22 protein-coding genes and 1 pseudogene are annotated in these 23319 nt (G+C 42.6%); 14 read left to right on the top strand and 9 right to left on the bottom strand.

What is annotated here, in order from left to right; genetic code table 11:
• Nucleotides 1-91: 91 nt before the first annotated feature.
• Nucleotides 92-1168, bottom strand: coding sequence for a bifunctional DNA-binding transcriptional regulator/O6-methylguanine-DNA methyltransferase Ada (gene ada, locus H6H03_RS02375; protein WP_190953522.1), 1077 nt, complete (start codon nt 1166-1168; stop codon nt 92-94).
• Between the two features lie 172 nt (nt 1169-1340).
• The gene (locus H6H03_RS02380) at nt 1341-4577 is read right to left on the bottom strand and encodes a WD40 repeat domain-containing protein (protein ID WP_190953523.1); all 3237 of its coding nucleotides are present in this window, start codon (nt 4575-4577) and stop codon (nt 1341-1343) included.
• Between the two features lie 345 nt (nt 4578-4922).
• Between H6H03_RS02380 and H6H03_RS02385 the strand changes: the two genes are divergently transcribed.
• Both H6H03_RS02385 and H6H03_RS02390 read left to right on the top strand, forming a co-directional pair.
• Nucleotides 4923-6806 carry an ArsA family ATPase gene (locus tag H6H03_RS02385; protein ID WP_242057688.1) on the top strand — a complete coding sequence of 628 codons (1884 nt, stop codon included), beginning with the start codon at nt 4923-4925 and terminating at the stop codon, nt 6804-6806.
• 45 nt (nt 6807-6851) lie between these two features.
• Nucleotides 6852-7136: a sugar ABC transporter ATP-binding protein gene (locus H6H03_RS02390; RefSeq protein ID WP_190953524.1), complete on the top strand. Its 285-nt coding sequence runs from the start codon at nt 6852-6854 to the stop codon at nt 7134-7136.
• A 191-nt stretch (nt 7137-7327) separates the two neighbouring features.
• Here H6H03_RS02390 and H6H03_RS39735 read toward each other — a convergent pair.
• The 7 genes and pseudogenes from H6H03_RS39735 to H6H03_RS02420 form a co-directional block, all read right to left on the bottom strand.
• Nucleotides 7328-7636, bottom strand: a pseudogene (locus H6H03_RS39735) (DUF6745 domain-containing protein); the annotation flags it as partial.
• Nucleotides 7602-7850, bottom strand: a complete 249-nt coding sequence (locus H6H03_RS39740) for a hypothetical protein (protein ID WP_199338650.1) — start codon at nt 7848-7850, stop codon at nt 7602-7604. The gene H6H03_RS39740 and the pseudogene H6H03_RS39735, both read right to left, overlap by 35 nt.
• 367 nt (nt 7851-8217) lie before the next feature.
• On the bottom strand, nt 8218-8610 hold the full coding sequence (locus H6H03_RS02400) for a hypothetical protein (protein ID WP_190953525.1): 393 nt from the start codon (nt 8608-8610) through the stop codon (nt 8218-8220).
• A 12-nt stretch (nt 8611-8622) separates the two neighbouring features.
• Nucleotides 8623-8931: a hypothetical protein gene (locus tag H6H03_RS02405; protein ID WP_190953526.1), complete on the bottom strand. Its 309-nt coding sequence runs from the start codon at nt 8929-8931 to the stop codon at nt 8623-8625.
• Between the two features lie 107 nt (nt 8932-9038).
• Nucleotides 9039-9548 (bottom strand): GNAT family N-acetyltransferase, encoded by a 510-nt coding sequence (locus H6H03_RS02410; RefSeq protein WP_190953527.1) that lies wholly within the window; start codon nt 9546-9548, stop codon nt 9039-9041.
• Nucleotides 9548-9838, bottom strand: a complete 291-nt coding sequence (locus H6H03_RS02415; protein WP_190953528.1) for a type II toxin-antitoxin system TacA family antitoxin — start codon at nt 9836-9838, stop codon at nt 9548-9550. Before H6H03_RS02415 ends, H6H03_RS02410 begins: the two co-directional genes overlap by 1 nt.
• Nucleotides 9839-10144: 306 nt before the next feature.
• Entirely contained in the window at nt 10145-10393 is a 249-nt protein-coding gene (locus H6H03_RS02420) for a gas vesicle protein GvpG (RefSeq protein ID WP_190953529.1), read from the bottom strand.
• 212 nt (nt 10394-10605) lie between these two features.
• On the opposite strand from H6H03_RS02420, the gene gvpN reads away from it, so the two are divergent.
• The 12 genes from gvpN (at nt 10606) to H6H03_RS02480 (ending at nt 23234) form a co-directional block, all read left to right on the top strand.
• A complete protein-coding gene (gene gvpN / locus H6H03_RS02425; RefSeq protein WP_190953530.1) occupies nt 10606-11781 on the top strand; it encodes a gas vesicle protein GvpN in 1176 nt (391 codons plus the stop codon).
• Nucleotides 11778-12125 (top strand): gas vesicle protein, encoded by a 348-nt coding sequence (locus tag H6H03_RS02430; protein WP_190709662.1) that lies wholly within the window; start codon nt 11778-11780, stop codon nt 12123-12125. Before gvpN ends, H6H03_RS02430 begins: the two co-directional genes overlap by 4 nt.
• The gene (locus tag H6H03_RS02435; protein WP_190953531.1) at nt 12112-12546 is read left to right on the top strand and encodes a gas vesicle protein K; all 435 of its coding nucleotides are present in this window, start codon (nt 12112-12114) and stop codon (nt 12544-12546) included. The genes H6H03_RS02430 and H6H03_RS02435 overlap by 14 nt, the downstream gene beginning before the upstream one ends.
• Before the next feature lie 36 nt (nt 12547-12582).
• Nucleotides 12583-13353 (top strand): gas vesicle protein GvpF, encoded by a 771-nt coding sequence (gene gvpF, locus H6H03_RS02440; RefSeq protein ID WP_190953532.1) that lies wholly within the window; start codon nt 12583-12585, stop codon nt 13351-13353.
• 274 nt (nt 13354-13627) lie between these two features.
• Entirely contained in the window at nt 13628-15451 is a 1824-nt protein-coding gene (locus tag H6H03_RS02445; RefSeq protein ID WP_190953533.1) for an AAA family ATPase, read from the top strand.
• A gap of 179 nt (nt 15452-15630) precedes the next feature.
• Nucleotides 15631-16320, top strand: a complete 690-nt coding sequence (locus tag H6H03_RS02450; RefSeq protein WP_190953534.1) for a GvpL/GvpF family gas vesicle protein — start codon at nt 15631-15633, stop codon at nt 16318-16320.
• A gap of 241 nt (nt 16321-16561) precedes the next feature.
• Nucleotides 16562-16783, top strand: a complete 222-nt coding sequence (gene gvpA / locus H6H03_RS02455; protein WP_073640805.1) for a gas vesicle structural protein GvpA — start codon at nt 16562-16564, stop codon at nt 16781-16783.
• Between the two features lie 75 nt (nt 16784-16858).
• Entirely contained in the window at nt 16859-17557 is a 699-nt protein-coding gene (locus H6H03_RS02460) for a gas vesicle protein GvpC (RefSeq protein WP_190953535.1), read from the top strand.
• Nucleotides 17558-17986: 429 nt separating this feature from the next.
• Complete coding sequence (locus H6H03_RS02465; RefSeq protein ID WP_190953536.1) at nt 17987-19396, top strand: response regulator; 1410 nt, start codon at nt 17987-17989, stop codon at nt 19394-19396.
• 207 nt (nt 19397-19603) lie between these two features.
• Entirely contained in the window at nt 19604-19966 is a 363-nt protein-coding gene (locus H6H03_RS02470) for a response regulator transcription factor (RefSeq protein WP_190953537.1), read from the top strand.
• A 14-nt stretch (nt 19967-19980) separates the two neighbouring features.
• Complete coding sequence (locus H6H03_RS02475) at nt 19981-20514, top strand: chemotaxis protein CheW (protein WP_190953538.1); 534 nt, start codon at nt 19981-19983, stop codon at nt 20512-20514.
• A 329-nt stretch (nt 20515-20843) separates the two neighbouring features.
• The gene (locus H6H03_RS02480; RefSeq protein ID WP_242057686.1) at nt 20844-23234 is read left to right on the top strand and encodes a GAF domain-containing protein; all 2391 of its coding nucleotides are present in this window, start codon (nt 20844-20846) and stop codon (nt 23232-23234) included.
• Nucleotides 23235-23319 lie beyond the last annotated feature (85 nt).

Here is a 23319-nt window from a genome sequence, read left to right on the forward strand (position 1 = left end):
TAGAGACGTAGCAGTGCTACGTCTCTACATTCTTTTTCGGAGATGTCTAGTGCCTATTGCCTATTCTCTGCTCTTGTTGACCACCAAATTTTCAATTCTGCGCCTCCCGTTCAAGAAGAGTGCGTTTGCGTTCGACGCCCCATCGATAGCCCGACAATGCACCGTCATGACGCACAACGCGATGGCAAGGAATCGCCACTGCTAAGGGGTTTGCACCGCAGGCTTGGGCGACAGCCCGAACCGATTTCGGCAAACCGATGCACTTGGCGATATCCGTATAGCTAGCTGTCGATCCGGGGGGAATCTTCTGTAACGCTTGCCACACGCGCTGCTGGAACGCAGTGCCACGGATATCAAGAGGCAAATCCAGTCCCAATGCTGGCGCTTCGACAAAGCCCACAACTTTCGAGACGAACTGCTCAAACTCGGCGTCCCCGCCGATGAAATTGGCCTGTGGAAATCGGTCTTGCAAATCGCGTGTTAATGTGTCTGGTTCGTCGCCCAGAAGAATGGCACAGATCCCGCGATCGCTTTTGGCAACGAGGATCGATCCCAAAGAGCATTCGCCGACAGCGAAGTGTATGTCTGTATCAGCACCACCAGCGCGATAGTTTGAAGGTGTCATACCTAATACCCGATCTGATGTTTCGTAGAACCGTCCGTTGGAGTTGTATCCAGCGTTGTAAATTGCCTCCGTCACCGTACCACTTTTCTTCAGGGTGTTCCGCACGCGGTTCTGGCGATGAGCCGCGGCGTATTCTTTCGGTGTCAGTCCAGTAATCACCTTGAAAACACGGTGGAAATGATACGTACTCAATCCCACATACTTTGATAGCTGTTCCAGACTCGGCACTTCCAGAGATTTCTCGATGAGTCGGCAAGCGATCGCAATTTTCGCAGTATGCTGTTCGTTCGCCGAAGTCTGATTTGGCTTGCAGCGCTTACACGGGCGAAATCCAGCTTTCTGGGCATCTTCGCAGGTCGTATGGAAGCGCACGTTTTCCGGTCGCGCCAGACGCGCACCACACGAGGGACGGCAGTACACACCGGTAGTCTTAACGGAGTAGTAGAATTTGCCATCCGCTTTCGGATCGCGGGCGACAACAGATGCCCAACGGGCATCGTTCTCCGTTGCCGCTGCCAGCTGTGCATTTTTGGCTAATACCATTTGACGAAAATCTTGGTTTATTGGCAGGCGAGACGCTCATCACACAATACACAATACAAGTAGTAGTAATTTATTTCTTTGTAATCCTTAATTTAACAGCGATTCTTGTTCTCGGCACTCCGCTTTTTGCTTTCAAATTCGTGGTGCTACTGTTAACTGGAGTTTAGACTAGTTATTGGTTCTCTGTGGGTACTGATTGCCAAGCAAGGCGATTTTTCCAGTGCGATGTGAAATTAAGTTGAACTGCTTGCTTAAAGTCTTCCAAAGCTACTGAAAAAGCTTTCTCTTTTAGCTCACCTTGCTTGTTCAACTGTTTAGGGCATTGGGTATTCCATACATATTTTTGACAAGTTTGGTAGGCAATTTCTACATCAGTGCCATTTTCAGGATTTTGAAAGACGGGATGATAATTTAGCCTATTACAGCAAACTTGCAACCACTCTTGCCACCCACAGCCCCACAAGCGCACTGTTCCATCAAGACTACCACTGGCAATCAGTTGACCATCAGGGCTAAAAACTGCGGAATTTACCCAATACTCATGTCCGCGCCAAGGTTGACCGATAGGATTGCCGTCAATATCCCACAAGCGCACTGTAGAATCATTGCTGGCACTGACAATCCACTTGCTATCAGGACTAAAGGCAACTGAATTCACTTCTTTTTCATGTCCGCGCCAAGGTTGACCAATGGCGTTGCCGTCAATATCCCACAAGCGCACTGTAGAATCATTGCTGGCACTGACAATCCACTTGCTATCAGGACTAAAGGCGACAGAATTCACTTCTTTTTCATGTCCGCGCCAAGGTTGACCAATGGCGTTGCCGTCGATATCCCACAACCGCACTGTAGAATCATTACTGGCACTGACAATCAGTTTGCCATCAGGACTAAAGGCGGCAGAATTCACTTCTTTTTCATGTCCGTGCCAAGGTTGACCAATGGCGTTGCCGTCAATATCCCACAAGCGCACTGTAGAATCATTACTGGCACTGACAATCCACTTGCCATCAGGGCTAAACGCTACAGAATTCACTTCTTTTTCATGTCCGTACCAAGGTTGACCGATAGGATTGCCGTCAATATCCCACAACCGCACTGTAGAATCATTGCTAGCACTAACAATCAACTTGCCATCAGGCCTAAAGGCTACAGAATTCACTTCTTTTTCATGTCTGCGCCAAGGTTGACCGATAGGATTGCCGTCAATATCCCACAACCGCACTGTAGAATCATTGCTGGCACTAACAATCAACTTACCATCAGGGCTAAAGGCGACAGAATTGACCCAATTCTCATATTTGCGCTGCGATCGCCCGATGACCCGATCTTGTAGTATTTGATCTAGCTCCCACAAACGCACAGTTTTATCGCTACCACTGATAATCAGCTTGCCATCGGGACTAAAGGCTAGGGAATTAACCTGTCCTTCATGTCCCCGCCAAGGTTGAGTTATGGGGTTGCCGTCAATATCCCATAAGCGTATTGTGCGATCGCAGCTACCACTAATAATAAACTTACCATCAGGGCTAAACGCCACAGAATTTACACGTCCTTCATGCCCGCGCCAAGGTTGACCGATGGGATTACCTTGGATGTCCCACAACCGCACTGTAGAATCACTACTACCACTGATAATAAACTTGCGATCGGGGCTAAAGGCGACGCAAATAATTTTTGCCTCATGTTTGTGCCAAGGTTGAGTAATGGCGTTACCTTGTAAATCCCACAAACACACCATTCCGTCAAAACCAACACTGACAATGCAATCGCCGTTTGGACTAAAGGCGACGGAAATAACTCCTTCCTTGTGTCCGCGCCAAGGTTGAGTAATGGCGTTACCTTGTAAATCCCACAAACACACCGTTCCGTCAAAACCAACACTGACAATAGAATCGCTATTTGAGCTAAAGGCGACGGCAATAACTCCTTCCTCATGTCCCTGCCACGGTTGAGTCATGAGATTACCTTGTAAATCCCATAAACACAAAATTCCGTCAATACTGCCACTAACAATAAACTTGCCATCAGGACTAAAGGCTAGACAATTCACCTCTTGCTCGTGTCCCAGCAAAAATTGAGCAGTGGGATTGCCAACTATATTCCACAAGCATACCGTAGAATCACTACTGCCACTGGCAATAAACTTGCCATCAGGACTAAAGGCTAGACAATTAACCTCTTGCTCGTGTCCGCGTAAGCTGTTTGCCTCTATCGGTGTGTTCGTTGCTTCCTTTAAGCTTCCCAAAACAGGAGCTAGAAGCTGATTTGGGTATTTCTCTAGATTCTCACCCATTGTTTGAATTGCCAGCACCAAACCCTCTAGCGGTTGGACAGGGAGTAAATTCAAAACCCTGGCGGATTGTTCGCGTAGTTTTAATTCAGTCAGTGCCAGGTGTAACTTTTGAATCTCTTGTTCCTTTTCTCTCAAATTGCGATCGCACCATCCAACACTAGGATTAATAAATTGATAAGCTTGTTCGCTAAAATCACCAAATATTTGCTCTTTTAATTCTTGATAAGTCTTTGTTTGCAGAACCCAGTTTTGAATATTTTCACTTTTCCAAAGTACATCTAGAGTGTATTCCAGAAGTGGTAAAGAATCATCTTGTTGGTGAAAATCATCAATAATTTGCTCGATTAGCCCTTCTTCAAAGGTAACGCCATTTCTAGTAGCAGGTTCAGCGATCGCTAACTTTAATTCGTCATCGCTCATTCTAGTGAGTATACAACTATAGCGATCGTGGAGCTTCGCCAGTTGCGGATACTCACTAAATCTATCTAAAAAATCCGATCGCATTGTTAAAACAACTTTGACAGAGCTATCCTGCTGTTGGAGCAATTGAAACAAACTAGCAACGAATTTGTCACGTTCCGGCTTTTGAGTTTTGGTAAACAGTTCTTCAAATCGGTCAATAAAAATCAGAATGCACTCATAATCTTGTTTGAGAAATGTGACAATGTTAATTAGTGTATCTTCTCTTATTTCTCGACCGCTATCCGCTATTTTTGATTGTTTTCCATAAGTAAAACCAAGACACTTATAAAGAGATTGAAAAGGATTTTCATCTGGTTGAAAAGTTACATTAATTAATGAATTTTTATAATATCCTAAATAAGGAATTAAACCCGCTAGAATCAATGATGATTTGCCAGTATATGCTGCTCCTAAAAGCAAGAGAGCATCATCTTTTTTTAGGCGATCGCTAAGATTAGCAATCCACTTCTCGCGACCAAAAAATTTATCTTTATCTTTAATTTCAAAAGTTTTTAGTCCTAAGTAGGGAGAGTCTATTTTGAGTGGACGACAATAAATGTCCTCAGACTTACTGTCAGAAAAAAAGTTGTATTCAGAAATACCTCGGAAATTATATTCAATATTTATATCGCCTTCAGAACCGTTAACCATCTTATCTCCTTACCTTCGGACGCCCCTGGCTAAATCTTTCCCTCAGTTATATAGCATTTCCTAATCTGTTGAGGTACTTAGTACATTGCTAATAAACTTGGCTAAACCTTTGCGTACCTCTGCGCTTTCCTCTGTGCGACGGCAGTCGCTACAAGTCGGGAAACCCGCCCAACGCGCTGCCTCCCCTCTGCGTTTAAAAATATTGGTTCTATAGCTCACTAAACTAGGAATTGCTATAGTTCCTCGTCCAATCGTAAAAAATTAAGATTTTAAATATCTTTATTCAGCGAAATTACTTAAGTCACTTTTAAAAATATGTAGTAACTTTATCCTAAAACGCCCTAAATGACAAACGGGATGGAAATTTTTGATAACCTACACCTTGCTATGTTTAGCGGCAAAGGTGGAGTCGGAAAAACAACAATCTCTTGCACCTTTGCATGTCGTTGGGCGCAGCAATTTGCCAACGAGCAAATTCTTTTAATCTCAACCGATCCGGCTCACTCTCTTGGAGATGTCTTACAAGTTAGCGTTGATGACATTCCTCGTCCCATAGCGGAACTACCCAATCTACTAGTAAGGGCGTTGGATGCAAAGCTCTTACTACAAAAGTTTAAAGAACGTTACGGTCAGGTGTTAGAAGTTTTAGTGGAGCGCGGTAGTTTTGTTGAAGGAGAGGACTTGCTGCCAGTTTGGGATTTAAATTGGCCTGGACTCGATGAGTTGATGGGTTTGTTAGAGATCCAACGCCTTTTCAACGAACAGCAGGTAGATCGAGTAGTAGTAGATATGGCTCCTAGCGGTCATACTCTCAACTTGTTTGGATTGATGGATTTTTTAGACACCTTCCTCCACTCTCTCGAACTGTTTCAAGAAAAGCATCGGTATATTAGTAAGACCTTTGCCGGGAGTTACACACCCGATCGCGCTGACGAATTTTTGCAAACCCTAAAAGCTGAACTGTCGCAAGGTCGTCGTCTGCTTCAAGATCCTACCCATACAGCTTGTTTGTTAGTTGCGATCGCTGAACCAATGAGTTGGTTGGAGTCAAAACGATTCCTAGAAGCCTTACAAACCATGCAGATGCCTTGCGGAGGATTGTTTGTCAACCAAGTCCTTGCCAGTCCGACTGACCCAGATCGTTACCAAGAACAACAACCACTAATCGGCCAGTATACGGATCTTGCTAACGGAAAGCCGATTTTTATCGTGCCACAGCAAGATGAGGAGCCTTTAGGAATTGTAGCCCTCAGCCATCTCATCAACCAAATCCATGTTCCTCAGCTTGAACCGCTATTTCCTATCGATCTACTCCCAGTTCAATGGCCTGAAACAATTCCTCCTAGCTTTGGAGATTTTCTCACCAGAGGTCGTCGCCTGTTACTAATTGGCGGTAAAGGTGGAGTAGGCAAAACCACAGTAGCAGCTGCGATTGGTTGGGCTATGGCTCAACAACATCCCGATCGCAAAATTCGCATGGTTTCCATCGATCCAGCCCACTCCTTGGGTGATGCCTTTGGTCTGAGTTTAGGACACGAACCATATCAAATAACTCCTAATCTTCGAGGTCAGGAAGTAGATAGCGATCGCCTTCTGGAGCAATTCAGAGCCGATTACCTGTGGGAACTGGCCGAAATGATGAGTGGCGAAACCCAAACAAGCGAAGCTATTGAAATGGCCTATGCTCCTGTTGCTTGGCGCAAAATTGTCGAGCAAGCTTTACCAGGGATTGATGAAATGCTTTCCCTGTTAACAGTCATGGAATTGCTAGAGCAACAAGAAGAAGACTTAATTATTTTAGACACTGCTCCTACAGGACATCTTCTACGTTTTCTAGAAATGCCAACTGCACTAGCAGACTGGCTAGGTTGGATTTTCAAACTCTGGATCAAATATCAAGATGTCCTTGGTCGTACAGAGTTTATGGGGCGTTTGCGAACTTTGCGACAGCGCGTGGTGAAAGCCCAAAAAGTGCTAAAAGACCCACAACAAGCAGAGTTCATTGGGGTTACGCTTAACCAGACTAGCGTACTTGCCGAACAACATCGCTTGTTCAAATCTCTGCAAGAAATAGGTGTAAGCCAGAATTACCTTGTTATCAACCGCTTTACTTCTACAGCAACCATTAATTGCGATTTTCCAGATTTGACAATGGTTCGCTTACCAGTGCTTCCTCGCTCAGTTCAGCCTTTAGAACGCATCCAAGCAGCAGCAGCTTGTTTATTTTAAAGACTAATTAGACTAAATACTTTCATACCCAAAGAGAAATTTATTATGCATCGCACTCCAAATCGCGGACAAATTCAAGCCAAACTTAGCTCCATGCCTCCTCAACGTTCACAAGCAAGAGTTTACTTAAATGCTTACAAAATGATGTTGGAAAAAGAGCGTTTAGAGCAGGAACTACAGAAACTGGAAGCACGCCGACATCAGATTCAGCAGCGTCTTGCTATTTTAAATGGTCAAATCATTGCTGAAGAAGACATCACCCATCAGCAAGCAAATCCTGACTTAGAGGACAATACACCAAAATTTAACACCATAATATTGGAATACTAAGTACTAATATTTCAGCTTGTCTATTCTTCGCAACTTCCTTGCACGGTTGAGCCTGTTCCTTTTAGTCACATCCTTGCTATGTCGGTTTTTAATAGTCGGAAATGTGGGGGAAGACGACATTGGGATAGAGGCAGCTAGTATAAGCATTTAGGTTAAAGTCAGCTTTCATTCCCACTCTGCTAAAAAGATGTTTAAGTTTGTACACTAAATTCTTCAGGAGCAATACCCCAATTTACCCAACAAATAGCATCTTGTGCTGATTGAATATCCGGTGGTACGCGCAATACATGAATTCTTTGGGTGCTAGGACAGGTCATTTTCAACAAATAAATTGGTTCTACATCTATATCAGAATTAATTTTAAACAGCGTGTATTCTTGCCAGGAATTTAATTCAACTGCTTGTAACTGTTCCAAAATGCGAGTATAGCCAATACCTTGAATTAACACGCGCCGCAGTTCAGCGTTATCTTCTTCTATTAGCCATTTTGCTGACCACTGCGAGAACTTTTTGAATTGCTATCATAGGATTACTATAAAATAAAATTTCTGGTTCTGGATAGTTGCTTACAGCATAAGCAGCTTTAATTACTGCTGCAACTTTTTCATGATTAATTGGTTCTGTAGAGATTGCTATCCTTCGCCATTTGTCTCGATAGATGGCAATCATTGCTTCTTGTTCTTCAGTCAGTTCAGTGATGATGTGTCTTGGCATAACTTGAGACAAATTAAATACAGAAATCTAAACTTAAGTTACCCAGAATCACGTTTGATACCACTGTTTAGTTAAAACCAAGGAAAAACTAAGAATGTTTTTTGATGATTTAGCTTTAAAGTTTGCTATATACAGCTTTCAGCCGCAAATGTTTCGCACCTTGATTGCGCTCTCAAAGTTAGCAGATAGAAAAACCATTTATCAAGCATTTCACAGCAAATGACGGAATTTTTCATCAATCGTTGCGATACCCTAGAGTGGGCAACAAAGCCTATCTCAAATCCTGATATATTCAGCTTTGCGGTAGGTACGAAATTCGTTGCTTAATTATTTCTTACTTCTACTCAATTCCCTAAAATTAGCCAGATCACTTCACAAGGAGTGAAGAATTGACATCTAAAAGCCAATTTTCATCAATAAATTCTAGATTTTCATCATAAACAAGAACCAATTCACCAAGTTTTTGAGCATTCCTAATTGCAGTTTTCGTATTATCAACAGCATCAGCTATGAGCAAAAACTTTAGTTGTAAAAAACGTTCTTTATGAGTAACGCCTATTGAACTGCTAACTAATTCGGCTTTTAGGGTACGAGGTAACGTAATTTTCTCATAATATTCATCTTGTTCATCCCAATAGCCACACACTTGATAATCACACTGGTCAAGATGTTCTTGAACAAGAAGATTAGCATCTAAATTTTGTAATATTTCAGTCAAATTTTGCCAAACTTGATGATTTTTTAATTCGAGTTTTGTCATAGTTATGTGGATTTAATGTTCTGTTACCAAACCAGGGAAGTGCAATATATCATCAATGAATTTTGCATGAAATCGGCGGTCGCCACCTTTACCTAAGACTTTAGATTTCAAATCGTAGCCAGATTCTTGGGAAGCGACCAACCCAAGATTACCGCGAGGAGGTACAAGCCCTTTCTCAATGGCTTTTAAATGTTTCCCCTTCTGATCGTATTTTAATCCCAGCTTTATTTGTTCGCTGCCAAATGAAACTAGCAAACCACTGATTGAAAGATATACAGTATCAAGTTGAATATCTGCCCAATTATCGGGTAAAGCTTCCATTAAATTAATACTTGCATAGTAGAAGCATAAATTATTTAAGTATAATAGCTAACAACATTTTTAAAATTAACGTGAGTCTCCAACGGAGGCGCACGTTAGTTAATAGGTTAATCTACAATGCTTGCTCGAATATCTTTTAAAGTCATCATTAGTGTGAATGGTTCTATTGGTGATGCTTGAAACCCACGTTTTAAATAAAAATTTTTAGCTTCTTCATCTTTAGCGTGAACCAAAATACACCTAACACCAGCTATTTGAGATACTGATAAAATGCGTTTAATAGCATCTTTTAATAAGCCAGACTCTATACCTTTTCCTTCCCATTTGGTATCTACAGCTAGCCTACCAATAAGCATACACGGTATAGGGTCTGGTGCGTTCCGTTTAGCTTTGCTAACAGCTGCTAAATGAGTTACAGAAGCTGTTGCTAAACAGTAATAGCCTATGACTTTATTTTCAACTGTCACTACAAATGTTCTGGCTGTATCCCCCTCACTTTTGAAAGCTCTCTCCTTCAGCCAGCTATTCAAGGCTTCTGATTTAGATTCAAACTCTGATACATCATGGTCTTTAGTAACAGGCTGAGGAGCATTGATCATTTTCGTTTGGTTTGTCATCAATCCCAAGGCGATTTAGTAGTTAAGAGTTTACGAATTTCTTCATTCGCTTTAGGTGGTGAGTCCAAAATAGCAAGGAATTCTTGATATTTTTCTTCATCTAATGCAAAGAAGGCTTTGTCACAGATGACTTTTTCAGCTTCTCTACAGGCTACCTCTAACATAAAGTCAGAACGGCTTTTACCAAGAATCGCAGCCGCATTGTCAATTAAATCCCGTTGTTGTTCTTGAACTCTAATATTAATTACTTGGTTACGACCAAGATTATCCATTTTAGAACGGGTAACCATTAGGTTCTTCCATGTTGATGTGTCATATTAAGCATTACTAAAGTAAGCTGCAACCTTACTTCAGTAATGCTTAATATCTAATATAGAATATTGTATATACAACGTCAACACATCTCATGTATTAGTGAAAATATCGGGAAAAGACTCTTTTCCTGGCGTTGCTGAATCTAGGGATGAAATTGTACGTATTGAAATTTAAAACTCCTTATCCTCTCTGCGCTACGCCAGTTGCTTCAAGTCGGGCATTGCCCGCCCAACGCACTGGCTCGTCTGCGTGACAAAAATCATCCCGCATTTATACAAACCCTATTGCCCTAACCCTGTTTCCTGCTTTTCTGCTTCCAGAATCGCTAATAAAAGGGCTTCTTCCTGAATTTCAAACTCGTCTTCAGGAATTTCTCCCATATCAAAAGCAAGTTGGAGTGCAAGAAGCTGCTTGCTGAGATTTTCTTTATCATCAATTTCAGTACTTGCTTGTTCTAAAATTTTTTCCCCAAGCCACGTTACCCCCATTAATGGGCCGGTAATCGGTAATAGTAAGAAGCGCAGAACCATATTAGTTTACACCTGTGTAGATTTATTAAAGCTGTCCTCGCAAGACCGTAATCATGCTGATGACATAGATATTAAACATTACTAGTCTTGTGTTGATGCCAAAATGTGTTGGATTTGAGTCCAGTTAAGGCTTATTGACATCCGTATTTTATATATCCGATGTGCAAAAAATTACTTTTTTAGAAAATTACTATTTAGGAGGTACTTAGAGTTTGACAACAGTATTAAATGCATCTCCCCAGCGATTTGTCAATACCCCAGCTATTCAACGCGTCGCTCAACGTGCTTTGCGCTATCTACAGTCAGGTTTTTCAGTACATTTACGTGGTGCGGCTGGAGTCGGAAAAACTACTCTGGCAATGCATCTAGCTGATTTGCTCAACCAGCCTATCATCCTCTTATTTGGAGATGATGAGTTTAAAACCTCAGACTTGATTGGTAATCAATTAGGTTATACCCGTAAAAAGGTTGTTGATAACTTCATTCACAGCGTTGTTAAAGTTGAGGATGAACTGCGACAACATTGGGTTGATGCACGATTAACCCTAGCTTGTAAAGAAGGATTTACGCTGGTTTACGACGAATTCAACCGATCGCACCCGGAGGTAAATAACGTTTTACTCTCCGTACTTGAGGAAAGGCTATTAGTATTACCAACAAACCAACATCGAGCCGAGTATATCCGGGTTCATCCCCAGTTTCGGGCAATCTTAACATCGAATCCTCAAGAGTATTGTGGAGTCCATGCAACTCAGGATGCTTTGATGGATCGTGTTATTACCATCGATATGCCTCCACCTGATGAACTAACTCAGCAGGAGATTGTAGTTCATAAAACAGGCATAGATTCTGAGAAAGCAGAAAAAATCGTGCGTTTAGTGCGGATGTTTTGGAGTCGCTCTGGCTCTGGACAGGGGGGTGGGTTACGTTCCTGTCTGATGATTGCTAGAATCTGCCACGAACACGAAATTTCCGTAAACTTTGAAGAGCCTAACTTCCAAGATATTTGTGCTGATATCCTGCTTTCTCGCACCAATCAACCTCGTATGGAAGCAACTCGGCTACTAGAAGAGGTTTTGAGTGAATTGTATCATAGTACAAATACTCAATCTCAGCCGGCAGAAGAGATAATACCAGACAGTCAAAATCAGATTGTATTGGAACAACGAGTACCTTACGAGCATGAAGTCTACAACTACCTGTGTAATTCTCCGGGAAGGCGTTTCTCTGATTTGGCAGCAGAATTAGGGATCGATCGCAGTCAAATTGTGGCTGCACTCAAGTCTCTCAGAGAGCAGGGAGTATTAGTACAAATGCAGGGCAATGCCGAGCCACCGAACATATCACAGACAGTTGCTTTTGATTCTGGCCATTTAATAAACAAATGAGTACTCATACTAACCGGGGAGTTATCACAGCAACTCAGGGTTCTACCTTGGCGGATATTCTCGAACGGGTTCTAGATAAAGGCATTGTTATAGCAGGAGATATTTCTATTTCCGTAGGCTCCACAGAACTGCTCAACATCAGGATTCGTTTGTTGATTTCTTCTGTTGATAAAGCCAAAGAGATTGGAATTAACTGGTGGGAGAGCGACCCCTACCTCAATAGTCAAGCTCGTTCCTTATTAACAACTAATCAACAACTTCAAGAGCGTGTTGCCAGTCTAGAAACAGAACTGCGATCGCTCAAAGCACTCAATCCTATTAATCATCAGAATGCAGGCGATTAGCAAATCAAAAGGTTCCGATTCAGGTTTAGCACCGTTGTTATTGACGGTTGTTGAACTGATACGCCAACTCATGGAAGCTCAGGTGATTCGGCGCATGGATGCTGGCAACCTCAGCGACTCTGAGTTAGATCGGGCTGCCGAAAGCTTGCGACAGCTTGAACAACAGGTTGTTAAGCTTTGCGAGGTATTTGATATTGACCCAGCCGATCTAAATATTAACTTGGGTGAAATGGGAACTTTACTTCCCCAATCTGGAGGATACTACCCCGGTGAAACCTCTAGCCAACCCTCTATTCTAGAACTCCTCGATCGCCTATTAAATACGGGTGTGGTAGTTGAAGGTGACTTAGACTTAGGACTGGCTCAATTAAACTTAGTTCACGCCAAGTTAAGATTAGTACTCACCTCTAAACCCCTATAACTTTTTTATCTACATTCTTCTGGGTAAGACATTTTTATGAGTTATGGCTTTTACATTTATGGAATTTTGACCTTGCCTGCTCCGCAAGATTTAAATTTAGAGGGCTTAGATCGGCAACCGGTACAAATTAAAATTTTGGATGATTTTGCAGTCATCTACTCCGAAGCACAGCAAGAGCGTTATTTAGCAAGCCGTCGTAATCTGCTAAGTCATGAGAAAGTCCTTGAGGACATTATGCAAGCAGGCGATGTCTACGACGGGCTACGCCAACGCAATTTACTGCCCGTACAATTTGGACTTTTGGTTGCAAGCTGGGAAACGTTTTCAGAGCAATTAATTCGTCCTCATCAAGAAGAATTGACGCAATTGCTAGCAAAGTTATCGGGTCGCCGAGAAGTTAGTGTCAAAGTTTTTTGGAATACCGAGGCAGAAATTCAGGGACTATTAGCAGAAAATCCAGCTCTCAAAACTGAAAGGGATAAGCTAGCGGGTCAACCTCTGAATATGGAGCAGGTAATCCAAATAGGACAATTTATCGAACAGGGAATGAGCGATCGCAAACAAGGCATCATAAATTTATTTCAAGGCACTCTCAACTCCATTGCGATCGATGTAGTGGAAAATAGTCCCCAAATGGACACAATGATTTACAACGCAGCCTACCTAATTCCTTGGGAAGCAGAATCACAATTTAGCGAACAGGTTGAAGCACTTGATCGTCAATTTGAAGAACGTTTGCGAATTCGCTACAACAATTTCACTGCCCCATTTAACTTTGCTCGTCTTCGATTATCCAGTTCCAACTAAACAGCAATAAAAATTGAAAATCAAAAGACATCTTGCATAAATAATTTTTTTCACGCAAAGGCGCAAAGGCGCAAAGAGGTACAGATAAATCAACTGTTTAGTAGCCATAATCTGATTGATGCAAGAGGTCTAAGAATCTTTAGAATTCTTACAAAAGTCCTTTTTTTCCTTCTCTTCTTTGCGCCTTTGCGTGAGATAAAAATTTCTTGTTTCCAACATTCGTACAAGAAGCCTATTTTTAAATCTTTCTCTATCTTTTATTTAAATAAACTCAATGGACGACATTTTTAAAGGATTTGAACAGCTATTAGAAATTGCCAAAGCTTTAGAAGAAAAAGCAGAGAAAGGCGAGTTAAAAACTTCTATTCAAATTCGCTCCCATAATCTCAGTAGTATTCCCCGGCAAGGCAATATTCCGAGAAAAAATAGTTCTAGCCGAGTCCGATCCAATTCCACCGATGCAGCTACACCAATGGATGATGCTGATGTCACCCCGCCATCACCTCGGACAAACTCAAAAGCTTCTTGGCAAGATGTCGGCGGCTTGGCTGATGTTCTCAAAGAAATCAGAGAGTTAGTGGAAATTCCCCTTAAACGTCCTGATTTATTGGCAAAATTAGGCTTAGAGCCTCCGCGTGGGGTTTTGCTAGTTGGGCCGCCCGGTACGGGAAAAACTTTAACAGCCCGCGTTTTGGCAGAAGAGTTAGAACTAAACTACATTGCCATCAATGGCCCAGAGGTGATGAGCAAGTATTACGGGGAAGCAGAAGCTCGTTTGCGAAGCATTTTTGAGAAAGCAACTCGTTCTGCTCCCTGCCTGATATTTATTGATGAAATTGACAGTCTCGCCCCAGATCGCAGCCAAGTAGAAGGTGAAGTTGAAAAAAGACTAGTGGCGCAGTTGCTTGGGTTAATGGATGGGTTTGCCAAAACTGAGGGCGTACTTGTATTAGCGGCAACAAATCGCCCCGATTATCTCGATCCGGCACTGCGTCGTCCGGGACGCTTCGATCGCGAAGTTCATTTTCGCGTTCCCGATCGCAATGGACGATTGGAAATTCTCACGATTTTAACAAGTGCCATGCCCTTGGAGACTTCGGTTGATTTAGGAGCGATCGCTGATTTGGCTGTCGGTTTTGTCGGTGCCGATATTAAAGCTCTTTGTCAAAAAGCAGCCTACATTGCCCTGCGTCGTCAAGTTCCCTCACTCAACAGTCCGATTCCTGAGAACATGACAGTCATGCACCAGGATTTTCTCGAAGCAATTAAGGAGATAAAACCCTCAGTTCTCAGGTCTGTAGCAGTTGAAGCACCAAATGTCAGTTGGGATGACATTGGTGGTTTGGATGATGTGAAACAAAAACTTCAAGAATCTGTAGAGGGCGCACTTCTATATCCCGAACTATACGAGCAAACCAAAGCCAAGCCTCCCCGTGGGATTTTGTTGTGGGGGCCGCCGGGAACGGGAAAAACATTACTGGCAAAAGCGATCGCTTCTCAGGCGAGAGCCAACTTTATTGCTGTAAATGGCCCGGAATTACTCAGCCGATGGGTAGGAGCCGCAGAACAAGCAGTCAGAGAACTTTTTGGCAAAGCTCGGCAAGCAGCGCCTTGCGTTGTGTTTGTAGATGAAATAGATACCCTAGCACCAGCACGGGGACGATTCAGTGGTGATTCTGGAGTTAGCGATCGCGTCGTCGGTCAACTGCTCACCGAATTAGATGGGTTGCATGAATGCCCGAAAGTATTGTTAGTAGGAGCAACCAATCGTCCAGAAACCCTCGATCCTGCCTTGCTCAGAGCCGGAAGATTGGACTTACAAATCAAAATCGATCTGCCAGATCGAACCAGCCGATTAGCGATTTTACGAGTTCACAATCTAGATCGTCCCTTGGTTGATGTCGATTTAGAAACCTGGGCGACAGTTACCGAGGGTTGGAATGGGGCAGACTTGGCTTTGTTGAGCAATCAAGCTGCTTTAAGCGCAATTCGTCGATATCGCGCTCAAGGATTAAGCGACTCTAGCCTAATTCAGATTACAAATGATGATTTCCAAGTTACATATCAAATGCTTGCTAATCAGCATCAATCTGAATAGAGGCAGGAGGCAGAAGGAAAAGATAAGAATTTTCATCCTTGATTGTGCCAAAACTAGGCATGAGTAGCTTACTTGATTGAAAAAATGCGGAACTTCAGAGCCAATTCCTTCTTCCCTCTTCCCTCCTGCCCTCTGCCCCCTGCCTCCTCTCAACGATAAACATTCACGCCAACCTACTTATGTCAATATACGCCTATGCTCTTTTAATACCGATCGCATCAGAGCTTGTTCTACCTTTAGGGATGGAAAGGAATACTGAACTCGTTTATTCTTCTGGTTTAGCCGCGATCGTAGAGCCGGAAATCTCAGTGGAGGCATTACAAGCAACGGATGAGCGTTTACTTCAATCTGTGTTAACCCACGATCGCGTAATTCGAGAACTCTTTCAACAAACTCCCCTTCTTCCCTTACGCTTTGGAAGCGGTTTTACCTCGCAAGAAACACTGCTGAATCATCTAGAAAAGCACCAACAGCAGTATCTAGAAACCCTAACTCACCTAAGAAACAAAGTTGAGTACACTTTAAAAGCTACACCCTGTAATTTGCTTGATGAGTCTGACACTATTGATGCTAGAGGAAAAGCCTATTTGTTAGCTAAAAAACAACGCTACCAAACACAGCAAGCATTTCAAGCACAACAATCCGAACAGTGGGAACTCTTGAACCAGTTAATTCTCAAAACTTATACAAATGTTATCTGTGAAACTCGACAGCCAGATGTGCGACAAATCCACTTTTTAGCACAGCGCAACAATTCAACGGTAAGTACGGAGCAATTTTCCCTTTGGCAAGTACAATGCTCGCACTGGCAATTGTCACTGAGCGAAGCTCTGCCACCGTATCATTTTCTCCAAAATCGTCTCATATAAATTCATAAAAAATAATATTAAAGCTTGTCAAAGAAAAAATAAAGACGAGATAATTTTTGCTGTTATTTTTTATGTCAAAAAAATATTGTTAACTTTTTAGTATTTTTTTATTTTATTTTATTTATCTTATATTTTTGGGAACACTAAACCCAGGAAGAATAAAACACATTGTGTAAGTTTTACCTAGTGCTCGTTCAGAGCAATATGAAACCAATAATTAGAGTTGTGAGAGGAAAAGAAAATGGCTGTTGAAAAAGTTAACTCATCTTCAAGTCTAGCTGAAGTTATTGACCGCATTTTAGACAAAGGAATTGTAGTTGATGCTTGGGTGCGTGTTTCTTTAGTTGGTATTGAACTGCTAGCAATAGAAGCTCGGATTGTGATTGCTTCAGTTGAAACTTATTTAAGATATGCCGAGGCAGTTGGTTTAACATCTCAGGCAGCTGTTCCATCTGCTGCTTAACACCACATTAGAAAAAGGGAGTCTTCATGGCTCCTATTTAATATTTCTAGTTAACAAAATAGGAGATTTCAGTTGATGTCTCTCAAGAATTTATGGGAACAAGAGCGACAAGAGCGATTACAAGTAACTGCTGAACGCCGTCAACAAGTTAACCAGTGGAAACAGGTAACTCAAAAAGAATTGCAGCTGCAAGCAGATTTGCTTCATCAAGAATTGAGCAGTTCTGTTACTAGCCTTCACAACAACAGAAAGTTACAACAGCAGCAATTTCAGCAAGAGATTGTAGAGCGCCAATTAGAAATATTGCAAATAAAAACAGATGTCTGCCAACGCCAGCAAAAATACCGCCAACAGCGGGCAGCAAAGGCTCAGGCATTATTCCAAGATTTGCAAAATTTCCGGGCAATTTTACATAACAGTGTTTGGGACGATTACAGTCATAAACAAGCTGTTTCCACGGCTCCTGCTAAACAAGAGAAATTAGTTGTAACAGTTCCAAAACGCTCAATCTCCCGTTCTGTAATTAAAGCCACTGGTTTTCGGCCTTCCGCCAATACCATGACTAAGAAAGTGCCTGCTTTGAATGCGGATACTGCTAAATCTAAAGTACAGCAATATATTGAGCAAGCCGAAGGAGCTACTCTAATAGAAATTGAAGAGGTGATAGGCTTAAGCCGGGTACAAACGATAGATATTCTGCGCTCCTTAATCAAGCAAGGGGTACTAGAACAACGCGATCGCCAATACTTTATTCGGCAACAAGCAATTTCTTGACAAACTTAATTCAACCTCATTTTTTGTATTTGCAGACTAGCGGTTGGGCGATCGCTTGTGTCTTTTGTCTCAAGCCGGCATAGTACACAATCGATAAGCATAAAAGCTGGTCTATGCTTTGTAGTATTCAACATTTCCATCTTTTTAAGGTCTGTATTGACAAGCAATTATCTCAGTATATGTAACGTTGCAAAAGTAATATAGATAACTTATTTCTAATTAAAAAAAGAGCTTAAATCTTTATTTGAGCTTCCGGCTTTGAACTTTAAAAATATCCAGATGGGAAAGGGATATAACAAGCTAGGGTAGCTCCATCAAGGTTTTGAACTGTGCTATTGGCGATCGCACGATGAGGTTAATAAGCTGGATTGTTTGGGGAATTCTAATGTAAATGCAAAACTCAAGATATATATGGAGGTGCGATCCATTGTGAATCAATTGATCGAGCAACTTCAAACTAAATTATTCACAGGTAGGCTGAATCTTGAAGCCAGGGAAGGGCCGACTTGGACACTATATTTTCGTTTAGGACGATTAATTTGGCAGGCTGGCGGTTCTAATGCCGATGAGCGATGGCGACGACACTTGTCACGCTACTGTCCTAATCTGGATATGACAAAGTTGGAGGGGCTTGTCTCAGGGCAGGAAAGTTATCGCGAGTATTGCATTCTTGGTAAATTGCGAGAACAAAAATTAATCGAACAACAACAACTTGTTAGCCTGATTACAAGCTTAATAGCTGAAGTCCTGTTTGACATAATGCAGTACGTTGAAGCCAAAAGAAATGGCAACAATCCAGCAGGGCAGTTGTCGCCTACTACCGTTGTTGGTGCAGTTCCTGGGTTTCTTCTAGCTGTAATACCAACTGAGGAAGTCTTAAAACAGGCTACACAAACCTGGCAAGAATGGCGAGATGCAGGATTGGCTAGTTACTCGCCTAATTTATATCCTGTCATTGAAAAACTTGAACTACTCCAAGGACAAGCATCCTCTAAACAGATTATTTCTCTAGTTGATGGCACAAAAACTTTACGAGGTCTAGGGCAAAAAAGCGGTCGGGATGCCTTAGTTTTGGCCCGGTTCTTGATGCCATTGGTAAAAGCAGGGGCGATCGCTTATTCACCCACTCCAAGTCCTAGAAAGGTTGGGATTAGTCAAGAAACTGGCAACCCGTCCAGTGCAGTTAATAATCCCAATTCTTCACCGAAGACAGAAGAGAACACTGTTATACAAGTTGCACCTCCAGCGACTAGCAAACAAATTGCCACTCCATCCAGTGCAGTGAATAATTCTAATTCTTCACTCAAGAGAGAAGAGGACACTGTTTTACAAGTTGCACCTCCAGCGACTAGCAAACAAATTGCCACTCCATCCAGTGCAGTGAATAATTCTAATTCTTCACTCAAGAGAGAAGAGGACACTGTTTTACAAGTTGCCCCCCCAGCAGCTAGCAAAGCAATTATTGATGTCTCAAAACCTTTAGTAGCCTGCGTAGATGATAGTCCGGTAATCTGTCGCAGTTTGGAGGAAATAATGACCCATCAAGGTTATCGCTTTGTTGGCATTCAAGATTCCTTGACGGCAGTTTTAAAGCTAATTAAAAGCAAGCCAGACTTCATTTTTTTGGATCTTTTGATGCCAAAAGTGAATGGTTATGAAATTTGTTCTCAAATCCGTAAAACTCCAAGCCTCAAAGATGTGCCGGTTGTCATCTTAACAGGGAAAGATGGAATAGTAGATCGGATGCGAGCAAAATTAGTAGGGGCAACTGACTTTTTGGGTAAACCTGTAGAGTCAGAAAAAGTACTCAATGTGCTTCACAAGTATTTAAGCGTTTAGGTTGAAGCGATAGTCATGCTAGTGCCTCTCCTACACCCATTTTCAAAACAGCTATTCATGCCCAGTTTTGGCACAACTAAGTATGAAAAATCTTAAACTTTCCTTCTGCCCGGTTGTTGAATCTCGACTTCGCTCGATTACCGCGTAGTCGAAACACTGCCCCCTGCCTTATTTTCAAATTCTCAATTAAATAGTTAGGAAATAAAAATGAAAAAAGTTCTTTTAGTTGAAGATAGCCTCACAGAATCCGAAAAGATGACACGTTTCCTGGAGCAAGGAGGATATTCAGTATATGAAGTTCGCAGTGGTGAAGAGGCTCAACTGAGGTTGAAACAACAGAAACCTGACTTGATCTTACTGGATTTGATTTTGCCAGGGCAAAGTGGATTTGAGTTCTGCCGCAAGTTGAAAGCCGATCCGACAACAAAAGCAATCCCAGTAGTGATTTGCTCAACTAAAAACACAGATGTTGATAGAACTTGGGGCAATATGAGTGGTGCCGATGGCTATTTAGTCAAACCTGTAGATGAAAATACCTTGCTCCAGACTGTTAGTAAATTTATTCGCTAAAGGAAACTGGGGCAATGGTACAGGGCAATGATAGCTTTAGAGCGCTACCCATTAATAGTCAATTTCGACTTGAAAACTCTCCCCAAGGAAACAACCAGAGGTTTTTAAGATTTCCATTGAATGGAAAGGTGAATGGTTTACTCCCACTAGCTGATTTGCGGGGAGTAATTCAGGTTGCACTCACTGAGATTTTGCCAGTACCGCAGGTAGCAGAATTCTTGTTAGGCATAATGAATTGGCGGGGAGAAGCTATCTGGATTCTTGATTTAGCAGGTTTGTTGGGGGCAACACACTGGTGTCGGCGAGACAGTGTGCGTAACTCTGGCATGGCGATGCTTGTTCAAGTCCAGAATCAAACGGTTGGGCTGTTGGTGGAGCAAGTCAATACCATTGAAGTTTATGACCCCCAAGAGCGGTTACCGATTTCGGCATCGATGTTACCCGCCCGACTAGGCTCGTTCTTGCAGGGTTACTTTGTAGATTCTCAAGGTAGCCCTTTGATGTTAATTGACACCCATGTTGTGATTCAAGCCCTTCAGCCTCTTTAACACTAGACCTGCCTTGAAAATAGGGACTGGGGACTGGGGACTGGGGACTGGGAAAGAAATATTTTCATTCCTTCATTGTGAATTGTGTTCATGGAGTCTCTTGCAAAAATAGTTTTGCACTCTTGGGGAAAAGGGATAAGAAAGAGGGGAAGGGTAAAAACCTCGCCCCGCACTTCTGGCCTCTACGCTAACGTGGGCGACTTGTTCATTCCTTTTCCCTTTTCCCTTTAACCTTTTCCCCTCTTTCTTATCCCTTTTCCCGACTTCTGCAAGAAGTTTACTCTGCATTCTACTTATTAATTCCGACAACCTTCATAGCAAGAAAGATCATGGTAATGCATACACCCAGCCAACCACACTCAAATTCCAGCAACGGTTATAAGGACACCGATAACGGGCATACCGTTGATGTACGAGCAAAACAGCAAATCAGTTCCGCTCTAGAAGAATTGCGAACTGAACTGGATCAAGCTGATTGGGTGGAAACAGGGCCATTGCGAGAGAGAATCCGCAAATTAAAAGAACTGCTAAGTGTGTTGCCATATCAAGACGGAGGAGATGGATTAGAGGTAGAGCAAGTACAGGAGATCGCCAGCAAAATCCGCCAATTTTCCGATCTAGATACTTTGCTGGCCACTGCTGTCTTGGAGCTACAAAGCGCCCTGCAAGTCGATCGCGTGGTGGTATATGAGTTTACGAATCCGACGCTGGGGATAGTTGTTGCGGAGGCGATGAGAGACGGCTTTACGCCAATGCTGAAGGAAAAACTGCCTGCCGTCACTTTTGGGTTAGGTTCTGCCAAGCTTTATCAACAAGAAAAATTAGTCGCGATCGCGGATACCTACAGTGCAAGCTTGTCTCCTTACCAAAAGCAGCTCGTAGATCGCTTTCAGGTAAGAGCTTGTGTGAGTTTGCCGATCTTAACAAAAGACGGGGTTTGGGGTTTGTTGGTAGTGCAGCAATGCACTGCACCTCGTCAGTGGCAAAATGCTGACATTCAGTTACTAAAACTAATCGAGCAGGAATTAGAAGCGCAACTGCAAGTTGCCGTGATTCAGACTACGTTGCAACAAGAAGTGGAAAAAGACCAAATCCTTACTGGTGTAGCAAATAAAATTCTCCAGTCCAAAGATTTGGATACCATCTTTCGCGTTGCCACCCAAGAAGTGCGACAGTCACTAAAATGCGATCGCGTGGCAATTTATCGTTTTCAGCCAGATTGGAGTGGGGAATTTGTGGCTGAATCTGCTGGCTCGGAGTGGGTTTCTCTATTAGAAGAACAGCGAAACAATCCAGCAATTGTCAATAACGTTAACTATTGCAGTGTGAGGAACCTTGCAGACGAAGGGGGATTGGTTGGGACAACAGGGCGATCGCACAGTGCAGATAGCTACATTCAGCACACCCAAGGCAAAAATTTCCATCGCGGCCAGGTCTATCGAGTCACTAATGATATTTACAGTGCTGGTTTTTCTGACTGCTATATCAAAATTTTAGAAACCTATCAAGCTAAAGCATACATTATTGTTGCCATCTTCCAGGGAGAAAAGTTGTGGGGCTTGCTCGCTGCCTATCAAAATTCTCAGCCTCGTCAGTGGAAAGATAGTGAAGTGCGACTGATGGTGCAGGTTGCATCTCTATCTAGTATTGCTATTCAACAGTTGCAATATCAGCAACAACTTTATAAACGCTCTGAGGAGTCAGCCAAACTGATTGAACGAGAACGTACTGTTTTCGGCATCATTGAAAAGATTGGGCAAGCAATGGATCTTCGCACCCTTTTCCGGATTACAACCCAAGAATTGCGGCGATTTTTAAAATGCGATCGCGTTGTCATTTATCAAATTTATCCAGACTGGAGTGGAGAAGTGATCGCTGAATCTGTGGCTGCTGGTTGGCCGTCCCTGTTGGAGATGCAGGAACAAGACAGCATTTTAAAAACAGGTCTGATATCTTCAGAGCGTTGCAATATTAAGGAATATGGCTCCCCTGTTAAACCTGATGCCGATACCTATCTCAAGGAAACCCAGGGTGGAGTCTACACCAAAGGAACGCGCTTTCGTAAAGTCAACGATATTTATGCTGCTGGTTTTTCACCTTGCTATTTAGAAATATTAGAGAAGTTCCAAGCCAAAGCATACATTAATGTTCCCATCTTCCGCGCTGGTAATCTTTGGGGTTTGTTAGTAGCTTATCAGAATTCTGATGTGCGGAAATGGACTGAGGAAGAGATCGGTGCTTTGTTGCAGATCGGCGAACCGTTGAGCATTGCTCTCCAGCAAGCTGAATATATCGAACAGCTACGGTTAAAAAATCTAGAAATGACCCAAGTAGCTGAAGTAGAAAACGCGATCGCGCGCATGGCGGAGAGAATGCGTCATTCCCAACACGCAGAAACGATTTACCGCACTACCTTGGCAGAATTGCGGCAGTTGTTCAAATGCGATCGCCTAGCAATATATCGCTTCAACTCTGACTGGAGCGGTGAATTTATTGCTGAATCTGTAGGAAGTGACTGGGTGCCTCTGGTTGGCCCCGATATCAAAACCGTATGGGAAGACGAACACCTACAGCAAACCCAAGGCGGACGCTATCGCAACAATGAAACTTTTGTTGTCAATGATATCTATACTGTTGGTCATGCCCAGTGCCACATCGACATACTTGAGCAGTTCCAGGTTAAAGCCTACACTATCGCCATCCGTGAGAGGTTAAGGTAATTGCACATTTGTCAAGAGGGTGCAGGAAAAGGAGATAAATCCAGCCTGGAGACTGGTTTTCGTAGGGCTTTAACAACTCCTAAAT

It is taken from the genome of Nostoc paludosum FACHB-159, from assembly GCF_014698835.1.
Lineage (GTDB): Bacteria > Cyanobacteriota > Cyanobacteriia > Cyanobacteriales > Nostocaceae > Nostoc > Nostoc paludosum.